Origin of the sequence: Colwellia sp. MB02u-6, assembly GCF_014077095.1 — a bacterium.
GTDB lineage: Bacteria > Pseudomonadota > Gammaproteobacteria > Enterobacterales > Alteromonadaceae > Cognaticolwellia.
In genome coordinates, this window is sequence record NZ_JACGVG010000037.1 from 214,963 (window position 1) to 240,517 (window position 25,555).

Annotated in this window: 22 protein-coding genes and 1 tRNA gene; 11 read left to right on the top strand and 12 right to left on the bottom strand. The window is 39.2% G+C overall.

Going from position 1 to position 25,555, the window contains the following annotated elements:
• Positions 1–160 precede the first annotated feature (160 nt).
• The 5 genes from H4J46_RS14835 (at position 161) to H4J46_RS14855 (ending at position 3,689) form a co-directional block, all read left to right on the top strand.
• Positions 161–1,444 (top strand): alpha/beta hydrolase, encoded by a 1,284-nt coding sequence (locus H4J46_RS14835; protein WP_182234216.1) that lies wholly within the window; start codon positions 161–163, stop codon positions 1,442–1,444.
• Positions 1,445–1,455: 11 nt separating this feature from the next.
• Positions 1,456–2,211 (top strand): VacJ family lipoprotein, encoded by a 756-nt coding sequence (locus H4J46_RS14840; protein WP_182234217.1) that lies wholly within the window; start codon positions 1,456–1,458, stop codon positions 2,209–2,211.
• Between the two features lie 153 nt (positions 2,212–2,364).
• The gene (locus H4J46_RS14845) at positions 2,365–3,138 is read left to right on the top strand and encodes a 1-acylglycerol-3-phosphate O-acyltransferase (RefSeq protein WP_182234218.1); all 774 of its coding nucleotides are present in this window, start codon (positions 2,365–2,367) and stop codon (positions 3,136–3,138) included.
• Positions 3,135–3,488, top strand: coding sequence for a ribonuclease E inhibitor RraB (gene rraB, locus H4J46_RS14850; protein WP_259365890.1), 354 nt, complete (start codon positions 3,135–3,137; stop codon positions 3,486–3,488). Before H4J46_RS14845 ends, rraB begins: the two co-directional genes overlap by 4 nt.
• Positions 3,489–3,542: 54 nt before the next feature.
• Positions 3,543–3,689 (top strand): hypothetical protein, encoded by a 147-nt coding sequence (locus tag H4J46_RS14855; protein WP_182234219.1) that lies wholly within the window; start codon positions 3,543–3,545, stop codon positions 3,687–3,689.
• A gap of 114 nt (positions 3,690–3,803) precedes the next feature.
• Here H4J46_RS14855 and H4J46_RS14860 read toward each other — a convergent pair whose 3' ends face one another.
• Positions 3,804–6,893 carry an efflux RND transporter permease subunit gene (locus H4J46_RS14860; RefSeq protein WP_182234220.1) on the bottom strand — a complete coding sequence of 1,030 codons (3,090 nt, stop codon included), beginning with the start codon at positions 6,891–6,893 and terminating at the stop codon, positions 3,804–3,806.
• Complete coding sequence (locus tag H4J46_RS14865; RefSeq protein WP_182234221.1) at positions 6,890–8,080, bottom strand: efflux RND transporter periplasmic adaptor subunit; 1,191 nt, start codon at positions 8,078–8,080, stop codon at positions 6,890–6,892. Before H4J46_RS14865 ends, H4J46_RS14860 begins: the two co-directional genes overlap by 4 nt.
• Before the next feature lie 294 nt (positions 8,081–8,374).
• Between H4J46_RS14865 and H4J46_RS14870 the strand changes: the two genes are divergently transcribed.
• Positions 8,375–8,983 carry a TetR/AcrR family transcriptional regulator gene (locus tag H4J46_RS14870; protein ID WP_182234222.1) on the top strand — a complete coding sequence of 203 codons (609 nt, stop codon included), beginning with the start codon at positions 8,375–8,377 and terminating at the stop codon, positions 8,981–8,983.
• A 175-nt stretch (positions 8,984–9,158) separates the two neighbouring features.
• Here H4J46_RS14870 and ccmE read toward each other — a convergent pair whose 3' ends face one another.
• Genes ccmE through ccmA form a run of 5 tightly spaced genes read right to left on the bottom strand, consistent with a single transcriptional unit; the run spans position 9,159 to position 12,031 of the window.
• A complete protein-coding gene (gene ccmE / locus H4J46_RS14875; RefSeq protein WP_182234223.1) occupies positions 9,159–9,671 on the bottom strand; it encodes a cytochrome c maturation protein CcmE in 513 nt (170 codons plus the stop codon).
• A gap of 10 nt (positions 9,672–9,681) precedes the next feature.
• Positions 9,682–9,915 (bottom strand): heme exporter protein CcmD, encoded by a 234-nt coding sequence (gene ccmD / locus H4J46_RS14880; protein ID WP_182234224.1) that lies wholly within the window; start codon positions 9,913–9,915, stop codon positions 9,682–9,684.
• Entirely contained in the window at positions 9,905–10,660 is a 756-nt protein-coding gene (locus tag H4J46_RS14885) for a heme ABC transporter permease (RefSeq protein ID WP_182234257.1), read from the bottom strand. Before H4J46_RS14885 ends, ccmD begins: the two co-directional genes overlap by 11 nt.
• A 4-nt stretch (positions 10,661–10,664) precedes the next feature.
• The gene (gene ccmB / locus H4J46_RS14890) at positions 10,665–11,348 is read right to left on the bottom strand and encodes a heme exporter protein CcmB (protein WP_182234225.1); all 684 of its coding nucleotides are present in this window, start codon (positions 11,346–11,348) and stop codon (positions 10,665–10,667) included.
• 11 nt (positions 11,349–11,359) lie between these two features.
• Positions 11,360–12,031: a cytochrome c biogenesis heme-transporting ATPase CcmA gene (gene ccmA / locus H4J46_RS14895; RefSeq protein ID WP_182234226.1), complete on the bottom strand. Its 672-nt coding sequence runs from the start codon at positions 12,029–12,031 to the stop codon at positions 11,360–11,362.
• A gap of 358 nt (positions 12,032–12,389) precedes the next feature.
• Between ccmA and H4J46_RS14900 the strand changes: the two genes are divergently transcribed.
• Together H4J46_RS14900 and hemH are read left to right on the top strand one after the other, a co-directional pair.
• Entirely contained in the window at positions 12,390–12,968 is a 579-nt protein-coding gene (locus H4J46_RS14900; RefSeq protein ID WP_182234227.1) for a glutathione peroxidase, read from the top strand.
• An 8-nt stretch (positions 12,969–12,976) separates the two neighbouring features.
• Entirely contained in the window at positions 12,977–13,993 is a 1,017-nt protein-coding gene (hemH, locus tag H4J46_RS14905) for a ferrochelatase (RefSeq protein ID WP_182234228.1), read from the top strand.
• A gap of 713 nt (positions 13,994–14,706) precedes the next feature.
• Here the strand turns inward: hemH and H4J46_RS14910 are convergent.
• From H4J46_RS14910 to pepA, 4 genes are all read right to left on the bottom strand, one after another.
• Complete coding sequence (locus H4J46_RS14910) at positions 14,707–14,916, bottom strand: cold-shock protein (protein ID WP_146879877.1); 210 nt, start codon at positions 14,914–14,916, stop codon at positions 14,707–14,709.
• 306 nt (positions 14,917–15,222) lie between these two features.
• Positions 15,223–18,093, bottom strand: a complete 2,871-nt coding sequence (locus H4J46_RS14915; RefSeq protein ID WP_182234229.1) for a valine--tRNA ligase — start codon at positions 18,091–18,093, stop codon at positions 15,223–15,225.
• Positions 18,094–18,115: 22 nt separating this feature from the next.
• Complete coding sequence (locus H4J46_RS14920; protein WP_182234230.1) at positions 18,116–18,592, bottom strand: DNA polymerase III subunit chi; 477 nt, start codon at positions 18,590–18,592, stop codon at positions 18,116–18,118.
• 31 nt (positions 18,593–18,623) lie between these two features.
• On the bottom strand, positions 18,624–20,129 hold the full coding sequence (pepA, locus tag H4J46_RS14925; RefSeq protein ID WP_182234231.1) for a leucyl aminopeptidase: 1,506 nt from the start codon (positions 20,127–20,129) through the stop codon (positions 18,624–18,626).
• Between the two features lie 239 nt (positions 20,130–20,368).
• Between pepA and lptF the strand changes: the two genes are divergently transcribed.
• Together lptF and lptG are read left to right on the top strand one after the other, a co-directional pair.
• Positions 20,369–21,493 (top strand): LPS export ABC transporter permease LptF, encoded by a 1,125-nt coding sequence (lptF, locus tag H4J46_RS14930; protein ID WP_182234232.1) that lies wholly within the window; start codon positions 20,369–20,371, stop codon positions 21,491–21,493.
• Positions 21,493–22,560, top strand: coding sequence for an LPS export ABC transporter permease LptG (gene lptG, locus H4J46_RS14935; RefSeq protein WP_182234233.1), 1,068 nt, complete (start codon positions 21,493–21,495; stop codon positions 22,558–22,560). Before lptF ends, lptG begins: the two co-directional genes overlap by 1 nt.
• Positions 22,561–22,706: 146 nt before the next feature.
• Here the strand turns inward: lptG and H4J46_RS14940 are convergent, their stop codons facing one another.
• A complete protein-coding gene (locus H4J46_RS14940) occupies positions 22,707–23,207 on the bottom strand; it encodes an RDD family protein (protein ID WP_182234234.1) in 501 nt (166 codons plus the stop codon).
• Positions 23,208–23,883: 676 nt separating this feature from the next.
• On the opposite strand from H4J46_RS14940, the gene H4J46_RS14945 reads away from it, so the two are divergent.
• Positions 23,884–23,968: transfer RNA gene (locus tag H4J46_RS14945), tRNA-Leu, on the top strand.
• Positions 23,969–25,555: the final 1,587 nt, after the last annotated feature.

Genomic DNA, 25,555 nt, shown 5'->3' on the forward strand with positions numbered 1-25,555 from the left:
TTCACTGAAAATTTCATTGATAAAATTATAAAACACGTCACAGCGAATGTTTGACTTTATAGCCTATTCATTATGTTAGCTGCCACTTAGAAACTGATTGGCATGAGTAGGTTTATTATAGGTATCAAATTTTTAAACACACAGGATTAGGGAGAAACCAGTGCGTATTTTGAGTGTACTACTCATTATAATGCTAGCAGCATGTAGCAGTAAACAAGATGAAGTTGTGGTTAGTAAACCAGTATGCGATTTAGCCTATTCGTCCTATCAAGCAACCGTTACCGGCTTCTGCCAAGAAGCGGCTGCTAAGCTACCAGAGTCATTAGAAATTATTAATAAAAGTATAACGATTAAACCGTTAAATGAAATTTCTGAGGTATTTTGGTTTAACAAAAAAATGAAATACTCGTTAATAAAGCAAGAGGTGAGTGCACCATTAATTTTTATTATTGCTGGTACGGGAGCGAGCTACGATAGTGTGAAAATGCTCAGTCTGCAAAAAAGTTTTTTTCAGCAGGGTTATCATGTTATCTCATTGTCATCGCCAACCTTTGCTAATTTTATTGTTAACTCACCTAACACCCAATACATGCCGGGTGATTTAGCGCATGACGCAGAATATTTATATCAGGTGATGAATTTAGTTTGGGCACAAGTTCAAGCTCAAGACGCAGTAGAGGCATTGTCATTTTCTCTTACTGGTTACAGCTTAGGTGGTGCGCATTCAGCATTTATAGCGCTGCTTGATGAAGAGAAACAGGCGTTTAATTTTGAAAAAGTGCTGCTGATCAATCCACCGGTTAGTTTATATAACTCAGTCAGTATTTTAGACAACTATTTTGATCTAGGTGACAATCGACCAGCGGCGGTTGCTATGTTGGATGATATTTTTTCCCGCTTTTCCATTGCTTACTCAGCACAACGGTCTTCAAAATTTGATCAAGGCTCAATATTTAGTTTATTTAAAAATGTTGCCTTAACTGAAGCCGAATTAAAATTATTAATTGGCGCCTCGTTTAGAATATCGTCATCAGATATGATATTTGCCATCGATGTTAGTTTTAATACGGGCGCAATCACCTATAAAAACCACAGGATAAGCAAACTTGAGAGTTTAACGCATTCAATGCAACGTGCCAGTGATATCACCTTTGGTAATTATTTTGACCGTGCCATGTTACCCAGAGCTCAGCGTGAAGATGCCAGCATCACCAAAGCTGATTTGATCGAACGTTACAGCCTACATGCCATTGAAGATTATTTAACCGCATCAGATAAAATTTATTTGGTCACCAATCAAGACGATATTATTTTACAGGCCGGCGAGGTGGAGTATTTGCAGAGCATTTTTACTGATAGGGCGAAAATTTTTCCTCGTGGTGGACACTGTGGCAACCTCGATAGACTCAGTTTTGTTCAGCATCTACAGACTACGTTTCAATGAGGGCTAAATTAATGCCAATGCTTGCAAATAAGTGTTCTAGGTTATTCCTTATTGCCTTGTGTTTTTTATTATTAGCCTGCTCTTCACAGCCAAAATTAGAGAATACGGCGATAACACCGATCATTGCGATACCAGATAATCTGGCAGAACTTGGTGTGATGAGTGCTTATACTGACCCTTGGGAGGGGTTTAATCGCCGTATGTATTATTTTAATGCTAAAGCCGATGAATACGTTTTATTACCCATAGTGACGCGCTATAAGCAAATCACCCCTGATGTTGTTGAAACTGGGCTGAGTAATTTTTTTAATAACCTGGCTGAAATATCAACGTTTATCAATTCGTTATTGCAGTTTAAATTATCAGTGGCTGGCGAAACATTAGGTCGTTTCGCTGTTAATACAACTTTAGGTTTAGTAGGGTTAATCGACGTTGCAACACCCATGGGTTTAGCCGTGCAAGATGAAGACTTTGGTCAAACACTAGGGTTTTGGGGCGTGAAGGCCGGACCATATCTCGTTTTACCTCTGTTGGGACCCTCGTCACTGCGTGATGCCAGCGGTCTTGTCTTTGATGGCTTAGCAGATCAAGAAGTTATGGATGAACTGGGGATGAAATCTAAAGAGGAACTTTATCTTTCACTACTGAACAGTATTGATGCTAGAGCCAGATTACCTTTTCGCTACTACGGCTCGGGTTCAGCATTTGAATATGACTACTTAAAATTACTTTATAAGAAATATCGTGAAATTCAGGTTGCTCGTTAATCCAGTTTACATAAACTGCAGCGACTAAATTCTACTGAATCTGTTCAGTGTTAAGTATCTTAATGTCGCTTAGCGATAACAATTAGTGGTAGGTTTAGCTATTTTATTAATTACAGGTATAATCACGCCTGGTAAATTTTATAGGAATGTCTTTTGTTAGCAGTTATTCGTGTCATATTGATGACTTTTGCTTTAGTTATCATCTGTGTTTGTTCAATTTTATTCTGTTTGATTAGGCCATTTCATCGCGACAATGTTCATCATACGGCTAATTATCTTGGCAAAGTTGCAAAAATTTTAGGTTTAGAGGTTGAGGTTAGAATACCTGAGTCGACAAAAAATATCGGCCCTGTGGTCTATATTTGTAATCATCAAAATAGCTATGATATTTTCACCGTCAGTAGTGCGGTTCAACCCGGAACGGTTAGTGTTGGCAAGAAAAGTTTAAAATGGATCCCCTTTTTTGGTCAAATGTATTGGCTAACGGGTAATATTTTAATTGATAGAAAAAATAAAAATAAAGCCATGAATACTATCGATACTACCGCTAGAAAAATTCGTGAAAAAAAGTTGTCTGTTTGGTTATTTCCAGAAGGCACACGCAGTTATGGCCGTGGTTTATTACCTTTTAAATCAGGCGCATTTCGCACGGCGGCAAAAGCTAATGTACCGATCATTCCTGTTTGTGCAAGCAACAGTCATAAAACCATAGACTTAAATCGTTGGGATAACGGTAAAATGATTGTTGAATTTTTACCGCCGGTATATTTGTCTAGTGAAGATAAAGATAAAATTCGCAACATCACTAATAAAACCCGCAGCGATATGCTAGTGAAAATCGAACAATTGAATATTGAAACAGGCCATAAACTACCACAAGTAGATGAGCAAAATTCGCCAGATAAGCAAACAAGTGAGATAAAATGATGATTGATGAAGCATTGCAACAATGGCAAGAACATACCGAACAATTGATCGCTACACTAGTTGAAGATGGTACAAATGAAGAAGTTCACCATACAATTGAACATCATTTTTCCAGTGGAGATTTTGATATTCTAGAAAAAGCGGCGATTACTGCATTTAAAAGCGGCTTTGAAATTGAAGAGCCAGAAGAGGCCGAATTAGAAAACGGAGAGAAAGTTTTTGCTTTCGATATTGTGACCGAACAAGCTTTAGACTTTGATATTATTTTTGATGAAACAAAAACGATGTTTGAATTAGCAAAAAAATGTAAGGTTGACTATGATGGTTGGGGTACCTACTTCGAAGAATAAGCAAGGAACGATCAACAAGTAGAAATAAGTAACTCACGACAAAAAGGTTATCCAATGGAATGGTTAAATGCTTTATTACGGCCTGAAATTCTAGCACTATTAATTGCGATTGTTGCTGTGTTTTTAGTTGCCACACACAAGGCGAATCATCGGCATCAAGAGCGCATAAAGAATATTAAAAACGATTTTAGTCCTGATTAACAAAAAACGCAAAGTGTGACACTTTGCGTTTTTTTATCACTGATGTTTATCGCCAACAAGGCTTTATTAACGATAGCGCGAGCCATTTTGTACAGTGCATTTGATCAGAGCTCATTAAGTTAACACAGTTTGTTTTGTTAATTCAAAGGCATTACGTTGACTTAATAGTGAAAACGCGGCTGGGACAAAGATAAAGGATAACAGTGTGGTTAACACTGTACCACCGGCAACCGCGACAGCAAAAGGTGGCCAGAAGCCGCCACCTGCAAGAATTAACGGCAGAAAGCCACCAACAGTAGTAATGGTCGTTGAACTAATATGACGGGCGCAACTTTGTACGCAGCGAATAATAGCTTTACGGTCACCTTGTATCGCTTTCTCATCCATTTTTAATTCAGCTATGATAACAATAGCCGCATTAATAGCCAGTCCCATTAAACCTAATAAAGCAATGATGACGGTAAAGCCAAAGGGATAATCGAAAATATACACGCTCAGTAAGCCTAAGCCAATGGATTGAAATGCGGATAAAAATATAATCGCACTGAGTCTAAAAGAATTAAACGACAGCACCACAACCGTGAGTAGCAGGGTTAATATCAAGCCAACACTGGCCATGAGTTTACCTACCGCTTTATTGCGCTCTGCCGATTCACCGCCAAATTCTATTTGATAACCATTAGGCAATTTGTAGTCAGCCTTAGCCATACTTTCTTTAATTCGGGTAAGTACGATGGACGGTAAAACGCCTGCACGAATATAGCCCTCAATAACATTCACTCGTACGCCATTGCGATGCGGAATGGCGCCGCGACTGGGTTTAATCTCTAGATCTGCGATGGCAGTTAAGGCAATTGACTGCTTTGAGTTTGGATTAATAATGTTGATGTTGGCTAATGCCGCTAAGTCATCTCGTTGTTCGTTACCAATTCTAACCCTGACAGGAATTGATTCTGTTGCCTCAATAACAGATCCGTTGGTTTGGCCTGACAGTGTGGTATTAAGTTGCTTGGCGACCTGCACTAACGATAAACCAGCTAAGTTAGCTTTTGCTTCGTCAATATTAACCCAAACTTTTGGTGTGCCAGGTTGTAGTGTTGAACGGCTATGGGTAATGTCTTGGGTCGCTGCCATAAAAGCGCGAATATCATCGCCAATTGTTTTTAAGCGGTCAAGATTTGGGCCAAAGACACGCAATTCTACCGGTGCGTTAAAGGGCGGGCCTTGTTCAAGTTTTCTGACTAATATTTGCGCCTCGGGCAACATATCATCAAGTGTGTGTTGAATTTGGGGAATTAAACGATTTGCCGCTGCAAAATTTGTTGCGGTTACCATGCCTTGGCCGTAATACTGCGCACCATCTTTGGTTGGTATTAAATTATAGTAAAAAGAAGGCGCATTTTTACCGATAAACCAGCGCACCGATTCAATACCATCGAGTGCTTCAAGGTAGTTAGTGAGCACCTTACTAACCCGCTCGGTATTGATTATGCTGCTTTGTGCGGGTAAAAAAAGTTCAACCTGAAACATATCACGATCTGAGGAGGGGAAAAATTGCTCTTGCAGCTGTTTAGCGGCAATAAAACCTAATAAAGGTAAACAAACTACCAAGATGATTACTAGTTTTCTGTGTAGTAGTGACCAGTTAAGCAAGCGCAAAAAGCCACGATTTAATGCCGGTAACCTAATCCCACTTTGATACCAACGAGTCGAGTTTTTATGCCTGTGTCGGCTAATAAAACGACCTGCTAAGCCAGCAACAATGGTATGAGATATAATATAAGAGCCCACTAAAGAAAATATAACACTGAGCGCAATACCGCCTACAAACTCACCGGCAGGACCTGGCATAAGTACAATCGGCATAAAGGCTAAAATGGTGGTTAACGTTGAACCCAGCAAAGGTAACCATAAGTGATTGACTGCATTGGCAATCGCGTCAAGCCTACGTTGGCCCTTTTCGATATTGGTTTTTACTGTATCAGCCATCACAATGGCATTGTCGACCATAATACCCAAAGCAACGACTAAACCCGTCACCGACATCTGGTGTATGGGGAGACCATAAAAATTCATCACGGATAAGGTAAACAACACGGTTAATGGCAGCGATAAGGTTACAATCAAAGCGGCTTGCCAGCCTAAAGTAATCAGTAATACTGCGGCAATAATGGTAAATCCTAATGCGATATTGCCCACTAAGTCGCTTAAACGTGCTTCGGTATAGCTACTTTGATCAAATATCACCTCCAAAGTGACATTATTAGGTAGCGTTTGTGTAAATGTGGTTAACGCTTTTTGCACCGATGCACTCCATTGGTCGATACGCAAGTTTGGCAACATGCGGGTAGCAACAACTACCGCTTGTTGATTATTCACCATGGCTATTTCGCTTGGCGGGTAATTGACTGTTTTTCGAATATCAGCAATGTCTCCCAAGCGTACTAAGTTGCCATTATCATCAGCTTTTATTGAGATATTACTGATTCGGTTGGTATCTTGTAATGCACCAACCAACTCTATTTGCATCTGATTAAATGCGTTGGTGAGTTTTCCTGCTGATACTTTAGCATCGGCATTAAGAATTTTTTCTGAAATATCATTGATTGAAAGGTTTAATTGGCTGCTAATAACGGGGTCTATCTCGACCAGTACTTCCTCTGAACCTTGGCCAAATATACTGACTAAATCTGTACCATGAACCAGTTTTAGCTGATTTTGTAATTCATTAGCATAGCGTCCTAAAATAGCAATATTGGGGGGCTCACTACCTTGCCAATTTAGGGCAATTATTTGCGTGTAAGCATAACCTCTGTCGTCCTCTAGTACCGGCGTTAGTGTGCCGTTTGGCAAGCTCGGGCTGAGATCGTTCAGTAAATCTCTAACCCGTGACCATATAGGTTTGGGATTGGTAATTTCATCTTGTAATTGGACTTGGACAATTGAAATACCCGCACGAGAATTTGACGTGAGGAGATTTATTTCTGGTAGTTTTCTCAGGCTTTGTTCTATTTTCTCGCTAATCAGTACTTCAACTCGCTCAGCACTAGCACCGGGTAATTGCGTAATAACGCTAGCGATTCTATTGGTTATTCTTGGATCTTCGGTACGTGGTAAATTGCTTATGGCCCCTAAACCCGCCACTACTAACAGCGTGATCATCAACGACATCAAACGACCATTTTTGACAAATGAAGGTATCATAAAATTTGTCCTGTACTAGCCACCTGCTTAATAGCTTCGCTGGCCCGCTTCACTATTTGTCTTGGCACATAGCGATGCACACCGCTAGCAATGACTTCGTGTATCACTAAGGGTAAACCCGTAATATAAGCGGCATCTATAGTGGTGTATTTCACCTCAACGGTAGTCGCTGATATGGTCAATAAATTATTGGCTGTTGCCGTGACTTGATAAATATTCCATTGGCCACGAACACCATCAGTTAAAGCCGACAAAGGTAGCCAGAAACCAGCTTGTTCAACACGTTGTTCAATATTGACTTGTGCCAGCTGGCCATTATAAAAAGTTAGTGTTTGCTTAAGGCCAAGGCGCAGTTCAATGGTGCGGCTAACCTGATGCACCTGTTTACCAATAGCTAATATTTGTCCGGTGAGCGTTTGTTTATTTAAGGTAACAGAGAGCGTTTGCCCTATAACTAATTGGCTGGCTACCTTAACAGGTACGCCAACAGATACTTCGTGATCAGCCTGTTGGATCAGGTCAAATGCGTTTTGATTGGGGCTGAAGTTTTCTCCTTCAGCGACGATACGGCTACTGATCACTGCCGCGAAAGGAGCATGGAGTTTCGCGTGTGATATTTGATACTCAATACTGGCTATATTGGCTTGTTGACGGGAAATATCAGCATTGATGATTTTTTTTTCAGCTTTTAGCTCATCTACTGCTTGTTTAGAACTGTAACCTTTAGTACTTAAGCTATTGATACGAGATAAGTTCAGACGATTTAATTCTGCTTGTGCACGAAACTGCTCTATGGTTGCCACTATTGCTTGGTGTTTAATGGTGAGCAGTTCAGTATCAAATTCTGCTAGCAATTGGCCTTTACTAACAAGGTCACCACTATCAACATAAACTTTAGCAACCTTACCGGCATATTCAAAACTTAATGACGTGAGCTGTTTACTGACCACCTTGCCAACATAGGCTCGTTCAATGTGGTAAGACATACTGGGTGATATGGTGCGAATATCGGCGCTTTGGTGGTAATTAGCACTTTGTTTTTTTGTTTGTGCCGTTATTGACTGAGTTGCTTGACTAGGTGCTTGACTAGGTGCTTGACTAGGCTCAGAGCAAGCACTTAGTAAGGCGAAGCAAAAAACTAAACCATAAACACGAAAAAATCTTGTAGTACGCTGATCTATAAACACGAAATACACCTTAAACCCATAACATACCTCAAATTAGACTAGACAGTCTAGTTTAGTGAAACTAGACTGTCTAGTCTAATTTGAGGTATGTTATGTCATATCGCAATAGCTTTTAACGGCCACGGATATGAATATCTTGAGATGGTTTGCGTCTAACAAGATCACAAGCTTAATGAAACTGTTACAATAGTGAATCGAACTGTGTGCGTTTTATGTAATTTTTATTACTGAGTCGTGAGCTAGTGAACTTAGTATAAAGTTAACGTATAAAGTTAATATGGGTGTTAGGGGTGTATGGCAAATATTCGAAGTAAAAGTGAAAGTAAAAGAAAACAAATTCTTGACGCCGCGACGATGTTGTTCACTGAGGATGGCTATAGCTCAACTAGCATGGCTGAAATTGCCCAACATGCTGGAGTTTCAAAACAAACTGTATATAGCCATTTTGGTAATAAAGATGAATTGTTTGCCGCGTCAATAAAGCAAAAGTGTGATTCATATCATATGACTGAAATTGGCCTAGATACCGCTGATGAGCCGGCAGAGATTTTATTTGTTTTGGCGAAGCGTTTTTTGGCTATGCTGACTTCAAAGGAAGCACTGGCCATTCATAAAATTTGTGCTTATGAGTCAAAATCATACCCACAGTTGTCAGAGCTATTTTATCAAGAAGGTCCAGAACGTATTGTTAATGATGTGGCAATACTGATGGCGGATTTCGACACCAAGCAACAATTAGCTATTCCAGCAGCTAAATTTGCTGCACTACAGTTTTTAAATATGGTGAAAGGAGAATGTTGGATGCGTGTGGAATTTAATACCAAAAAACAACTATCTGAGGCAGAAATTAATCGCTATTTAAAATCGAGTATTGCCATGTTCACTAAGGGCTACTCACTTTAGTTTTTAAGGACTAATGCTTAATTTATCGTTTAGGTATATACACGGCTGATATGCTTGGCAAAGCAAGTAGTGAAAGCCAGTAGCGAAAGTAGCTAAGGGGAAATAGAGTATTTACCAAAATAGAAAACGAACCCCAAGTGAGTTCGCTTTCTTTGTCGTTGTGCGTTTTTTCGTGTTAGTAAGTTGTTTCTAATAGATTCTTGCTATAACTGGAGTTAACTGGCTTTTCATCCACATCGTCAAGCAGCTCTCTAGGCATATAATTTTCATCATGCTTTGCTAATACTTCGCTCGCTTCAATAACATTACCATTAACTAAAATACCATTAGCGACAATCCCTTGTCCTTCACGAAACAAGTCAGGCAAAATACCGTCATAGCTTACGGTAACGGTTGGATCAGTCTCAGAGAAGCTAATAGGCATTCTCATATCAGCAAGTTTAAAGCTTACTTTTAAGCTCTCGCTATTACGATGCACACTGCCCGGCACCACTAAACCACCAATACGTAGGCGTTGGCCGTTAATAGCTTTAAGACCGGTATCTTGTTTGCCATTATATATTTCAGAAGGCTTATAGAATAAATCAATATTTTGACTTAACGCGTACAAAACAAGCCCAGCAACAGTGCCTAAGCCGATGATTATTGACGTGACTATCGTTAATCGCTTCTTACGACGGGGATTCATACTGTACCTCTTAAGTTTTATGACTGATGTCAGCACGGGTTTGTGCGTTTTGTAGATCTGTTGCTTGACGTAATTTTTTTTCACGTTTTTGACGCTGAGCTATTTGCTGCTTAATTTTTTTATGATTATTGATACTCGAAAAAACTAAAAGGGCCAAAGCCAAAATGCTAACACCATAGGATAACCAGACATAAAAGCCATAGCCGCCCATAGCGATAAAAGCACTGAAACTATCAAACTGCATGCGCTTTCACCTCATTAGCAACTAATTCACGTACCCAAGGGCGCATACTGTTGCGATTGAGTATTTCGCTGCGAAAACGCAAGCAAATTAATGCTGCGACTAAAAAAGAAAAACCAATAAAACAAACCAAAAATGGCCAAAACATATCTGCAGTCATCGAAGGTTGGCCTAGCTTACTCACGGTTGCCCCTTGATGCAGGGTGTTCCACCACTCGACAGAATATTTAATAATTGGTAAATTAATCACTCCCACTAAGGCAAGAATACCGGCTGCTTTGCCTGCTAAATTTTTATCTTCAAAAGCATTATGTAAAGCGATAACACCCAAGTATAAAAATAATAATATCAGCTCAGAAGTCAGTCGAGCATCCCAAATCCACCACGTACCCCACATAGGTTTGCCCCAGGCTGCACCGGTAATGAGGGCGATAAAAGTAAAAGTCGCGCCGATAGGTGCCATGGCAGCAGCTGTGGCATCAGCAAGCCTTAATTGCCACACTAAGCTAGATAATGCGGCAATAGCCATGCCTAAGTATATCCCCATAGACAACATCGCCGCAGGTACATGTAAATAGAATATTCTAAATGTATCACCTTGTTGATAATCAGCAGGGGCAAATAGTAAGGCCCAGGTCATACCAATAGCTAAAAAAATAAAGGCTAGGCGCGCGCACCAGGGTAATATTTTACCAGCAAAATGATAGCTAATCTCAGGATTTGCGTAAGGGTGAAGCCACTTCCACATCATATTAATTTGTACTCACTTTCAGCGCTGCACTTACAGCAAATGGGGCCAAGGTTAACGAGGCAAAAAATATTGCCGCGATTATAGCAAGTTGTCCGTTATAAGGTAAGTTCATTGCCGCAGTATCGATTGCGCTAGTGGCAAAGATAAGTACGGGAATGTACAGCGGTAGTACCAACAAGCTGAGTAATACCCCCCCTTTTTTAATGCCAACAGTTAAAGCAACACCAATGGCACCAAGCAAGCTCAATACTGGTGTGCCCAGTAATAGTGTTAGCATTAGCGCACCATAACTGTGCTCATTTAAATGCAGTAAGACCGCGAGTAGTGGCGCGATCAGTATTAATGGTAAGCCAGTAAGCAACCAATGTGCAACAATTTTAGCTAGCACTAATATAAATATTGGCTGTGGACTTAGTAACATTTGTTCTAGTGACCCGTCTGCGTAATCAGACTTAAATAATCTGTCCAGTGATAACAAAGTGGCGAGTAAAGCCGCAACCCAAATAATGCCTGGGGCAATGCGTGATAACGTCGTACTTTCTGGACCAACACCTAACGGAAATAGTGTGACGACAATAACAAAGAACAATAAAGGATTAATAATGTCGTCACGATGACGAAAAGCGATCATCAGATCTCTTTTAACAATTAAGCCAAAAGCCGTGCGGTAAGAAAGTTGTGTCATAACTGTTGACCCTAATAAAAACGATAAGCTAAAGTAACTTTCTTTACTCGCTCGGCGAGTAATGAGAGATCTTGATGAGTGGTCAATATCACACAGCCACCGTTGTCAGCATGTTGTAAAAATAATTGTTCTAATTTTTCCACACCTAACTTATCAATAGCGGTGAAAGGCTCATCTAAAATCCAAATTTTAGCTTGGCTTTGCCATAAACGGGCTAAAGCTATTCGACGGTGCTGTCCTGCACTTAAGTGAGCAGCAAGCGCATCCTCAAAGCCAAGTAAGTTAACTTCAGCTAATGTTGTTTCGGCTGTGTCACTATTTAGGCCATGTAAAGCCAGATTAAACTTGAGATTTTCTTGTGCTGTCATCTCGTCTTTAACACCGGGTAAGTGACCTAAATAAAGTAAATCTTGATGGAATGTTTCACGGTGTTGCGTAATACTTTTATTTTGAAAATAAACCGTACCTTCATAGGGCTGAGAAAGACCGGAAAGAATGCGCAATAAACTGGTTTTTCCAGCACCATTTGGCCCTTCAACTTGGACAATATCGCCTGCGGCAATGTTAACATCAAGCGCTTCAAACAACAGGCGATCTCCACGTATACAAGCTAAGTTACTAGCGCTCAGTAAGCTATTGGTATTCGGTGTAAGTACTGTGTTTTCGCTGTGTAATCTGGACAAACTTTTTCACTTAATTGTTACGTGTAGCTATGGCTTCATGTCACTATCGAGGTGATATTAACCTTATAAACCGACTAGTTTGTGATTTATGCCACTAGGTTGTAATTCGTGTTTCAGGTTTTACTTGAATCGCTGCAAACACATCGCAGGCTACTATATCGTTCAATAAAGCTTAGTAACAGGTTTTCCGCACAGCTTTGTTAATAAGGCTATTTAATTTTTAATAAGTGATCAATTCATTGATTCAATTCGTATAAAGGCGAATACAATATATAGTACATTATCACAGCACGGATAATTCCTTTGCTGAGATAATTACGATAATATGTCGGCAGAAATAGCCTTAAAAAGGAAGCTCATGAAAAATTTATTGTTGATTAGCATCATTGCTTTAACGACCTTTACCGTTAAAGCGCAGGCCGAAGTCGATATCACTGAAAACATTAACATCGACCCTTCATCACAATGTTTAGCATTTATGCAACACAGTGAAAAAAAATTGCATGCTAAAGAACTGCTTGATCTTTGTCAGTTAACGGCGGGTAAGGCAATGTTAATTGTCAATACGGCTAGTCATTGTGGTTTTACTCCACAATTTACAGCGCTCGAAGCTCTGCATAAAGAATACAAAGAGCAAGGCCTAGTGGTTATTGGTTTTCCTTCAGATGACTTTTTTCAAGAAGAAGATGACGAAAAAGATACAGCTGACATCTGTTTTGTAAATTATGGCGTAACTTTTACTATGCTATCGCCCGTGCATGTATATGGTAGTGATGCTCATCCTATTTTTAAGGAATTAGCGGAAAAAACCACTGCACCTAAATGGAATTTTTATAAGTATTTAGTTAGCGCGGATGGTAAAACGATTAAGCACTTTAACAGCCGTGTAAAGCCTGATTCAGACACTTTTTTCAACGCCATTAACGAAATATTATAGAGAGAATTATGTCAAGATATGCAGGCCAAAGTAAAAAGATTCATGATTGCACGACAAAAACGGGCGTATTATTAACTAATCTAGGCACACCTGATAGCCCAACACCAAGAGCACTTAGGCGTTACTTGGGCGAATTTTTATCTGATCCACGAGTAGTGGAAATTCCTCGCTTGATTTGGTTTGTGATTTTACATGGTATTATTCTTCGAGTGCGGCCAAAAAAATCAGCTAAGTTATATGAAACAGTTTGGACTGAGGAAGGTTCGCCTTTGTTAGTTATTGGTAAGCAACAAAAAGCTAAAGTTGAGAAAGTACTAACAGCAAAGTATGGTGATAATGTAATGGTTGATGTTGCTATGCGTTATGGTAATCCATCTATTGGTGACGCTTTAGAAAACTTTCAAAAAAACGGTGTTAACAATATTATTGTCCTACCTTTGTATCCACAATATGCGGGCCCAACCATAGGGGCAACTTTTGATGCGGTGTTCAATAAAATTAAAAAATGGCGCTGGATTCCCAGTATCCATTTTCAAAGTGGCTACCATGACAAACCTTTATACATTAAGGCATTAGCGGCTAGTATAAATAATTATATAGCTGAACATGGTAAACCTGATAAGTTGGTTTTCTCTTATCATGGTATGCCAAAGTATTTTTTAGAGCAAGGCGACCCATATTATTGTTTTAGCCACAAAACCACCCGTTTAGTGGTTGAAGAACTGGGCTTAAGTAAAGATGATTATGTCATGACCTTTCAATCGCGTTTTGGTAAAGCCGAGTGGCTTAAACCTTATACAGATGTAACTTTGGCAAAACTTGCTGAAGATGGAAATAAGCATGTAGCGATTATTAGCCCAGCATTTAGTGCAGACTGTTTAGAAACTTTAGAAGAGTTAGTACACGAAAACAAAGACGTATTTATTGATGCCGGTGGTGAAAAATATCATTATATTCCAGCACTAAATGATGATGATGCACACATTGACGTTATGCTCGAATTAATAGAACCACATATTAATTAAATACTCTGCTTTAAAGCATATAGATAACAAGTCTTATCTTGCTAGAATCATATGGGTGATTTATTACTGAGCTAGGTATCTGTGCTTAAGTAGCTTTATCTGTTTAACTTAACTATTGAACTTAACTATTGAACTTAAGTAGTTGTCATTTACTTCTTGGCATTTATTTAAGTTCAGGGTTAAGTCACCATTGAAATAAATAATCGATTATTCTGAGGTGGCTTAAGTAGTCCATTCTCGCGTTATCCTCAATCCCAACAATTAATTTTCCCTCGTCAATATGGGTTTCATTTTTCTACTGGCTACACCCATTTCATGATGTATTACTCAGCTGTACTACTTAAACTACACTAGGGTTGCTGTGCTCTCAGTAACACAGGTTAGCTACTGATAAATCCATCTGAAAGGGTTTACTTATGATGTGAAGTGATCTTTGAGGTCATGGATAGTGAGTAACGGCCATGTAAGAATTAATCGTGTATCTTGCTTACATAACTGTAGGGACTTATGTTTAGGTTGGAACAATAACCATCTGCTATTGATTATCTATGCTCATTTATAAGTGTTCATTTACTTATTTCAAGGGCTAGAGGTCGTCAGATTATAAGTCGTATTAATCAAGTTTTTCAAACGATAAAAACAAAAAAACGAAACATAGGTTTCGTTTTTTATTTAAGCGCTAGTTAATACTAAAGCTTATTATGCACTGTAGACTAAGATGCAACTACGTTTTCAGCTTCAGGACCTTTTTGGCCTTGTTTTACGCTGAAAGTTACCGATTGACCATCAGTCAATGTACGGAAACCGTCGCCAGAGATTGCACTAAAATGAACAAAAACGTCAGCGCCGTTTTCTTGCTCGATGAAACCAAATCCTTTAGATTCGTTAAAAAATTTTACTTTACCAGTTACTGTATCAGACATACCAACATTTCTCGCAGGTCAAAAATTAAAGTTTAGCCAAAATGGCCATATACGGAGTAAATGCCCTCTATCTAAAATATAGATAGAGAAAGGTTTCCAGTAACACATATTAAAGCGTCTAGGCCGATCATAGGTCTTTTGACCAATGGATCTCTCCTTATCCCGAAACGCAAAAACTCAACGCGAGCACATATTAACACATAAGAATTAAGGAATCTCTAAATAAAACCAAGATTATTTTACTTTTTTAGCATAAAAAAAAGCCAGCTAAGAGGCTGGCTTTTATGCTTTATTTTGAATCAGCGATTAAATTTCTGCTATTTGGGCTTTTTGGTCCACCATTTTGGCTAGAGTAGACTCAGCATCAGCTAACTTTGCTTTTTCTTTATTGATCACAGCTTCGGGTGCTTTGCTAACAAAACTTTCATTGTTTAACTTAGCACGAACACGGTCTGCATCTTTTGATAATTTATCAATGGCTTTGTCTAAGCGAGCTAATTCAGCGTCTTTATCGATTAACCCTGCCATAGGTATTAATATTGATAAGTCACCAACAACGGCGGTGGCAGACGCGGGACCTTTATCGTCGTCAGACAATAACGTAATACGCTCTAATTTTGCTAAGGCACTGATAAACTGTTCATTTTCATTTAGGCGACGTTGGTCATCAGCATTAACATGTTTGAGTAGTACCGGTAATGGTTTACTTGGTGTGATATCCATTTCACCACGAATATTACGAATGGCAACCACAAACTGTTTCACCCACTCTAAATCATCAATGGCGGTTTGGTCACATTGGCTTTGGTCAAACTGTGGAAAGCTTTGTATCATAATGCTATCGCCAGTTTTTTCAAAGTTAGTTAAGGGTACAACGCGTTGCCAAATAGTTTCAGTGATAAATGGCATTATGGGGTGCATTAAACGCAGCAAGCTTTCCAAGACATTAACTAGGGTATGACGAGTGCCACGTTGCTGTGCTTCGCTACCTTTAAATAATATTGGTTTCGTTAATTCTAAATACCAGTCACAAAATTGATGCCAAGTAAATTCGTATAATGCTTGTGAAGCCAAGTCAAAACGAAAAGCATCAAAGGCTTCATGTACAGTTTTAACTGTTTGTTGTAATTGGCCGATAATCCAACGGTCAGCCAGTGAAAACTCCATTGCACCACTGGGGTTGTCTGGTGTAGAGCGGCCGCAATCAAATTCTTCTGTATTCATCAGTACATAACGGCTGGCATTCCATAGCTTGTTCGTAAAGTTACGGTAACCCTCAAGACGTTTCATATCCCAGCTAATATCACGGCCAGTGGTTGCCACAGACGTCAAGGTAAAGCGTAAAGCATCAGTACCGTGGGCTTCTATGCCATTAGGAAATTCTTTTTTGGTCAGCTTTTCAATTTTAGCAGCCATTTTAGGCTGCATCATATTACCAGTACGTTTTTGTAGTAAGTCTTCAAGTGAAACGCCATCGATCATGTCTAGGGGATCAATAACATTACCTTTTGATTTACTCATTTTATCGCCATTTTCATCACGAATAAGGCCAGTCATGTAGATTTTTTTAAACGGTATTTCGGCTTTACCCTTTTCATCTTTGTTGAAATGCATGGTCATCATGATCATACGAGCAACCCAGAAGAAAATAATATCAAAACCGGTAACTAAAACATCAGTAGGATGAAAAGTTTTTAAATCTTCGGTTTCTTTTGGCCAACCTAGGGTTGAGAAAGTCCATAAAGCTGATGAGAACCAGGTATCAAGTACATCATCATCTTGGTTTAGTTTCATGTCGTCGCCAATGGGGTTATTAGCACGTACTTCTGCTTCTGTACGACCGACATAAACTTTGCCATTTTCATCATACCAAGCGGGAATACGATGTCCCCACCAAAGTTGGCGTGAAATACACCAGTCTTGAATGTTGTTCATCCAAGCAAAGTACATGTTTTCATATTGTTTAGGGACAAACTCTATTTGGCCATCTTTTACCGCATCAACAGCAGGACCCACAAGTTTTTCTACACGTACGTACCACTGGTCGGTAAGTAATGGCTCAATAATAACGCCAGATCTATCACCGTAAGGGGCAACTAAATTATGCTCTTTTACTTCAACTAACAAACCTAATCCGTCAAACTTAGCCACGATAGCTTTACGGGCTACAAAACGGTCCATACCGGCAAACTCAGTGGGTAATTGTGCATCATATACGTCACACACTTCACCTTTAGTATCATAAACTTCAGCAGTGGCTAATACCGCGGCGTCTTTATCAAAAATATTGATTTGTGGTAATTGATGACGCTTACCGACTTCATTATCATTGAAGTCATGAGCCGGAGTTATTTTTACACAACCGGTGCCTTTGTCCATATCGGCATGGTCATCACCAACAATGGGAATTAAACGATTAACTAAGGGTAATAAAACCTGTTGACCAATTAAATCTTTATAACGAGGATCTTCTGGGTTTACCGCTATACCGGTATCACCCAACATAGTTTCAGGTCGTGTGGTAGCAACCACTAAATAATCAAGACCTTCTGCTGTTTTGGCTCCATTAGCTAATGGGTAGCGTAAATGCCACATGTGGCCTTTTTTGTCTTTATTTTCGACTTCTAAATCAGAAATTGCTGTGTGGAATTTTGGATCCCAATTAACTAGGCGTTTACCGCGATAAATTAAGTTGTCTTCATATAAGCGAACAAATACTTCTTGCACGGCTTCAGACATACCCTCATCCATGGTGAAGCGTTCACGAGACCAGTCAATAGAGTTGCCTAAACGGCGCATTTGCTTGCCGATAGTGCCGCCAGACTCTTCTTTCCATTGCCAAATTTTATCAATGAAGGCTTCGCGGCCATAGTCATGACGGGTTTTGTCTTCTTCTGCGGCAATTTTACGTTCGACCACCATTTGTGTTGCAATACCGGCATGGTCACAGCCCGTTTGCCATAAGGTATTTTTACCTTGCATACGCTGATAACGAATTAAGGTATCCATAATGGTTTGCTGAAAAGCATGGCCCATATGCAAACTACCCGTCACATTGGGTGGTGGAATGGCAATGCTGTAACTATCGCCTTCACCTGTTGGGCTAAAGTAACCTTGTTCTTCCCAACTTTTATAAAGGGATTGTTCAATATCAGCGGGGGTAAATGTTTTTTCCATCAGAGTTTCCGTCAGAAGAATTTTAACTTGTTGTATCGATAGTTTGCGGAGCGCTTGCCACTTGGTGAGCGACCTGAAAACCCCATTGGCGACAAGTTCGAAAACGATCTCGAGCTTGTTGTTTAAGTGTTTCATCACGGGGTACAAAATCTATCAAATGCGAAAATTGGTGAGCAAAGTTAGGCACCTTGCTGGTTAAATTGATTAAAACCGCACGCCGGTTTGTTGGGGGCTGCCAGCTAATTTCAACTGCAGCACCTTGTTTTGGACCTTCACCAATTAAATTATGTGGTACAAAACTTGTTGGCTCAAAGGCCCATAACATTTCATCAATATCATGAGCACTTTGTTGATCTTGAGTATAAATAAATACTCGCTGATTTTGCCGGTAAAAGTGAGCTGCTTGCAGGCAGGCATAATGCAGGTGCAACTGTGCTTCAGTGACACCTACAATACTACTTTGTTCTTCAATACTGTAGAACATTGCTTGGGTTAGCATGACTTTATTCCGGCTATAAATTCAGTGAAAACTATTCGCCTTGCTCAGCGCCAGAACGATTTAATAAGAACTGCGTTAGCATGCTTACTGGCCGGCCGGTTGAACCTTTGTTTTTACCACCGCGCCATGCCGTACCGGCAATATCTAAATGCGCCCAATTATATTTTTTAGTAAAGCGTGATAAAAAACAGGCGGCGGTGATTGCGCCGGCTTCTTTACCACCTAAATTGGTAAAATCAGCAAATGGGCTTTCAAGTTGATCTTGATAGTCGTCCCATAAAGGCATGCGCCATGCTCTGTCGCCACTTTGCTCAGAAGCGTTTAATAACTCATGCGCGAGTGGATTGTGACTACTGAATAAGGCGGTTGCATGACCACCTAAAGCCACAACACAAGCGCCTGTTAAGGTGGCAACATCAATAACCAGTTCGGGATCAAAGCGCTCAACATAGGTTAATGCATCACATAAAACTAAGCGGCCTTCAGCATCTGTGTTTAATACTTCAACGGTTTGACCCGACATAGTGGTTAAGATGTCGCCTGGGCGATAAGCGTTACTGCTTGGCATGTTTTCACAACCCGCTAAAATACCAATGACGTTGATCGGTAGGGCAAGTTCTGCCAGTGCATGCATAGCACCTAAAACACCGGCTGCACCGCCCATATCATATTTCATTTCATCCATGCCTGCGCCTGGTTTTAATGAAATACCACCACTGTCAAAGGTTAAACCTTTACCGACTAACACCAGCGGCTTTGAATCATCACCAGCGCCATCATATTTAATAATGCTCATCAGTGACTCATTAACCGAACCACGACCTACGGCTAAATATGATCCCATGCCCAATTCAGCCATTTCTTCTTCGTTAACTATTTTAGTACTGACATTGTCGTAGTTGCTATCCAACATTTGAGCTTGTTCAGCCAAGTAGGCAGGATTACAAATGTTAGGTGGCATGTTAGCCACGTTTTTACAGCTTGTAATACCTTTTGCAATAGCCAAAGCATGGTTAATAGCACGTTCACCAATCGGTAACTCACGGCGAGTTGGGACATTAAATACTATTTTACGTAAAGGGCGGCGAGGCTCTTCTTTACGGGTTTTCAAACTGTTAAAGCTGTAGAGGCAATCTTGTGTTGCTTCAATGGCTTGACGTACTTTCCAGTAGGTATCGCGGCCTTTAACATGTAATTCAGACAAAAAGCACACTGCTTCCATCGAACCGGTTTCATTTAAGGTACTGATCGTTTTGCTGATTATTTGGCGATACTGACGTTCGTCTAACTCACGTTCTTTACCACAACCCACTAATAACACGCGTTCACTAAGAATATTTGGCACATGATGTAATAACAACATTTGCCCTGATTTCCCCTCTAGATCGCCACGGCGTAATAGATTGCTAATATAGCCTTCACTAATTTCATCTAGTTGTTCTGCGATAGCTGACAAACGACGAGGTTCGAAAACACCGACAACAATACAGGCGCTACGTTGTTTTTCCGGACTGCCACTCTTTACACTGAACTCCATGATGTCTCCTAATTTGACTCAAATGCGTATATTTTATTGAAAATATACTATTTATCTTGCTAAAAACAGTAAATAATCGCTAAGCTTGCTTTTAAATGTATTCGGCTAAAGGCTATAATTATAGCCGGATTGCACAGCGTTACCTAGCAAGCTTAAATTTAGTTTAATGCTAAAAATAACAAGTTTACTGAAAAAATGGCTGTATGTCAGAAAAAACTAAGTTTTTATAGGATCACTTTGTGATTATATTTCGTTATTTGCTCAAAGAAGTTGCCAAAACCCAACTTGCGGTATTTCTTGTCATTATGACAATATTTATCAGCAATAAATTCGTTCGTGTGCTTGATGATGCATCAGAAGGTGGCATTCCAGGTCATTTGGTGATGACATTTATTGGCCTAAAAATCCCTGATCTTGCCGGCATGATCTTACCCTTAAGCTTTTTTCTTGGGGTTTTATTGGCTTATGGTCGTATTTACGCTGAAAATGAAATGACGGTACTGCATGCCTGTGGTGTCAGTGAGTGGTATGTGGTGCGCGTTACCTTAATTCTAGGTTTTGTTACCGCGATTATTACCGGTATATTCACGCTTTATTTGTCGCCCATGGCAGCAGAGTATGAACATCAAGTTAAAGATAAAATTGCCTCTGATTCAGGTTTAAGTTCACTTATTGCTGGACGTTTTCAAACCACAGGCAATCAAAAAGCAGTCATCTTTATTCATGATAAAAATCGTAATGACAATACTTTTGAAAAAGTTTTTGTTGCGCAGTTGCCTAATAAAAGCACTCCAGACGCTAGTGTTATCGACTCTAGCCTAGTTTATGCCGCAACTGGCCAAGTTGTTGAAGAAGAAACTGGCTCGCAGCGATTAATACTATCAGCGGGTACGCGTTATCAAAATGACATCAAAAATAAAGAGTTTCGACAAGTTTCCTTTGATAAATATTATATTCAAATTCAAGATCAAAAGGTGGCCCATAAACGCCGCAAGCTCAGTGCAATAACAACCGCAGAGCTTTATCAAGCACAAACGCCAGAAACAAGTGCGGAAAGCCAATGGCGGATCGCCTTTCCACTGGCTTGTATTATTATGACCTTGGTGGCCGTGCCATTAAGTGTTGTCAATCCGCGCCAAGGTAAGTTTGGTAAAATGCTACCGGCATTATTACTGTTTTTAAGTTACTTTTTATTACTAACCGCGATTCGTTCAGGGATAGAAAGAGGCTCAGTGCCACAATATATTGGTTTGTGGCCAGTGCACTTCACGGTGCTGGTATTAGGCTTAAGTTTATTAGTTAAAGGCCGAAAAGGTGGTAGGAAATTTACAGTGAAGAACGCTAAAAATAAGGTTGCTGTTTAATGCGTATTTTAGATATGTACATAGGTCGCGTTATCACCTCTACAACCTTCACCACCTTAGCGGTATTTGTGAGCTTGAGCAGCATTATTAAATTTGTTGAGCAAATGAAGTCAGTTGGCAGGGGTAATTATGATTTGGCCCACGCTGCGCTTTATGTGCTTTATGCTATTCCACAAGATGTCTCGTTATTTTTTCCTATGTCTGCATTAATCGGTGGCTTAATTGGCATGGGGATGATGGCAAGCAGTAGTGAGCTTATTGTCATGCAGGCAGCAGGGCTTTCACGTCTTGATATTATTAAATCAGTAATGAAATCAGCATTGTTATTGATCATTGTTAGTATGGCGATTGGTGAATGGCTAGCACCTCAAGGCGAAGCCGCAGCTCGACAGGTGAGAGCTCAAGCCATTTCGGGGGGGAGTTTAATTTCATCAACCGGCGGTACGTGGGCAAAAGATGGTGATTACTTTGTTCATATAGGTGAAGTGCAAGATAAGGGGTCTTTAAAAAACATCCAAATATATCGCTTTAACGAGCAGCTTAAGCTGTCGAGTTGGGTCTCAGCCACTAGCGCCGTTTATCAAAAAAATGCTTGGCAATTACGTAACGTTGTTGAAACCAAAATCGGCGTAACAGAAATTAGCAAAGAAAGCCAAGCCGTGATGTCTTGGCGTTCAACATTAACACCCGATAAACTAGGTGTTGTAACCGTTAAGCCTGAATCATTGTCACTAAGGGGATTAAGTAATTACTTAGATTACCTTGAGGCCAACAAGCAAGATCAAAGCCGATATTTGCTAGCTTTTTGGCGAAAAATAGCACAACCCTTTACTTTGGCAGTGATGTTATTGGTAGCACTATCTTTTATTTTTGGTCCATTACGTTCAGTATCTATGGGGGCAAGAATTATGATGGGTGTGGCCACGGGAATTTCATTCTTTATTGTCAATGAAGTGCTGGGATCACTGAGTTTGGTTTATCAGCTCCCAGCTATTTTTGGTGCCTTTATGCCTAGCCTGATTTTTGTCAGTATTGCTTTGTATTTAATGAACAAACGCGCAAGTTAGCAAGATAAAACCTAACAAAAATTTTGAAATTTTATGCTTGAAACTTGATATTTCAAAGTCTAGATTTTAAAGCCTAGATTAGCGATCAGAGGTGAAGCCGTCATTGCATTCACCTCTACTCTTATACTAATTACAGCCTCAAATAATTATAGCCTGCCCCGATTTTCCTCAAGCGTTAAAAGCACCACTTCCGTATTAGTTAAACGGTCTTGCAGACTCAATTTATGCTTTCTATCAAGCAAGACCGTAAAATTTCCCAAGCCTAATAATGTTGGCAATAAGCGTTTTAAAGCTGTGGTCTTAGTGATTAAGCTACCGTCTTGATTTTGAACTTTTAATCGCCACGCCTTCATACCTAAAGTTTGGCCGCTTTTAGACCAAAACCAGATAAAGAAAAATGCCACCCAGCTCAGTTTCCAAAGTTCATTGGGCCACAGCAACCAATAAGTATTTGTGATGGTATCGCTTAAGTGCTGATAACCTTGCAAATCAAAAATGCCAAAATGAACCATTAATGAAATAATTAAAAAAGAAGCTGCACCAGCACTCATGTAAACAGCGATGGTAATTAAAGCATCATACAACCATGAAGCCAAACGACGTCGAAAGCCTGCACGAGGAGAAGGTGAGTTAGAAGTTAAAGACATAGCCACATCAATAGAGAAATTTGTCCTAGTTTAACAAAAGGCATATGAAAGTATAAGTAAGAGAGCGAAATTTTTAATTTCTAGGCAGATTTTAGACAACAACAGATGAAATATTAACTGTTTAGAATATAAAACAGGATGTTTAATAATAACCATTATTTGTACCTAATAGCATGTTAAAACAGATAACAAAAGACAACTTGATTTCGGTTGCAGCCAAGGACAGTGGAATAGTGAGTACTTAAACAATGCACACTAAGGTTTGTCTCTGGTTGTTACAAAAATTGAACAGCCTAATTTAGGTGTTTTACTCACACCTAAAGGTGAAACGATTAGAGTTGAAACAGGTCTTAAATACCATATAAACTTTATTCGCCACAGCAAGGTAAAGTGCTAGCGGTAAATCTAGCACATTGCACAAGATGACAGTTAATCAGAAGCTCATTTAACAAAATTTACTGAGCCGCAGATATCAAGCATACTTTTTTTAACAATATCCTCGAGACCAGAGTTTAGCTGGAAAAACAACTAAAATTGGTACAGATCGTCGCTTGATGAACAAAAAATCAGCACTTAAGTAATAATGAAAGAAAAACTATTGCTAACAGGAATATTTTTCGTATAATGCTGTTCTCTTCAATAAGGCTTTATATTATTGAAGTTGTAGAAAAGAAATGCCAGCGTGATGAAATTGGTATACATGGGGGATTCAAAATCCCCTGTCGAAAGACGTGTCGGTTCGAGTCCGACCGCTGGTACCATTCTTCCCTTATTCTTAAAGGGCTATAACACAAACAACCGACGATATAAGTCGGTTTTTTTGTGCCTAAAATTTGATGGAATTGCTCTGTGTCTTAGTGATTTCTTATCTTATCACTTCACCAAAGCTAAATGTTCTATTCGTTGAGTTTGCCTTTATAAAAATAAGTAAAAATTTATAAATTTAATCGTCATGTTAAACTGTTATTTATAATGTCCAAGTTATGCTTTGAGATACTTGAGTAAATCATGGTTGAGCTAATATTTTCGTAATCTAGTCTAGTCATTAATTGAGATATAATTACGCTATTTTCAAGTGTTGTAACTAAGTTAAATATCTAGATTAGAATGGGCAACTCAGCTTTTATTTATACTATAGTGATAACTCGATTTAGATCTGACAAAAGAAATTGTATATTAATACCTGTTTTCCTTAACATCATACTTCTCAATATCAGCACTAATGAGTGAACCAATACTTATTTTATCTTTTTTATGTGCGTAACAAAGTGCAGAAAATAGCATTTTAGCTTTTGCCTCGTTGTAATTGGATTGTCAATTTCATAGATACCAGCCATCACTCGTTAGCGAAAACCTTTACCTTCTAAGTAGTAAACGTATCTCAGGCGCTAAGTGTTCTTTGTAAGGCTGCCTAGAAAAATAAATGATAAAGTAGAATATTAGCTTTCCTGTTGTGCATTGCGGTAAATAAAGCTCAGTATCTTGCAGCATAATATGCCATTTATTTGTCATGATTATGTATGCTGTTTTACCAAGATGTATTTATTATTCATAACTCACAACTATAAGATGCTGTTATAGCGCGGAGTAATTTTTTTGCTAACGGTTGTCTAATTTGAACATTATTACTGACACCATAAAATTGAATTCTTAAGATGGCGATAATGAAAAATTAGCATGAACAATACATAAGATGCCTTCACTAAGTATAGAAGTAATAGCTATATGCAGGTAATGAGTTGTACCTAATTCTTTAGGATATGGGACTGTAGCTTTAAGATAATTAAGCCAAGCAAGCAGGGACGAGCCAAAAATCTACCAGATGTAAATGTGCTTCCTGGTAATGCATTGTTGTTTCATAGTATTCAACAGTTAATAAATTAAACTTCTGTTTAGCAATATGTATTTGACGATACTGTATACATCAGTAGGGTTTTAATACCGATGTGAGTCCCTGTCATTGAATGGGCTATATATAAGGGTGTTGTTTTAGCTTGTTAAGAGATAAATATAGTGGTTTGGAACTATCTGTTGGTTAAAACAAGTTAAATTGATAAAAAATATAGCTATAAAGATAAAGTTATCCTACATAACTCTTTTATTAAGTTGATACTTACCTATGTTATCGATTAAAAAATAACACTAATGGTGCTTTAATCGTCAATCACAGCAAGGGTTGCTTAATTAAAAGGCAAACAAACACTTATTTGCAATTTAATGGCAATTAAGGGTTGACGTGAAGCGAGAAATCTCTAGAATGCGCTCCAGTTCCAAGGGGTAACCCAAACGAACGGTTATAATGAGTTATCTAATCTAGCCTAGGCTGATTAAGTTAACTTAACGTTTTA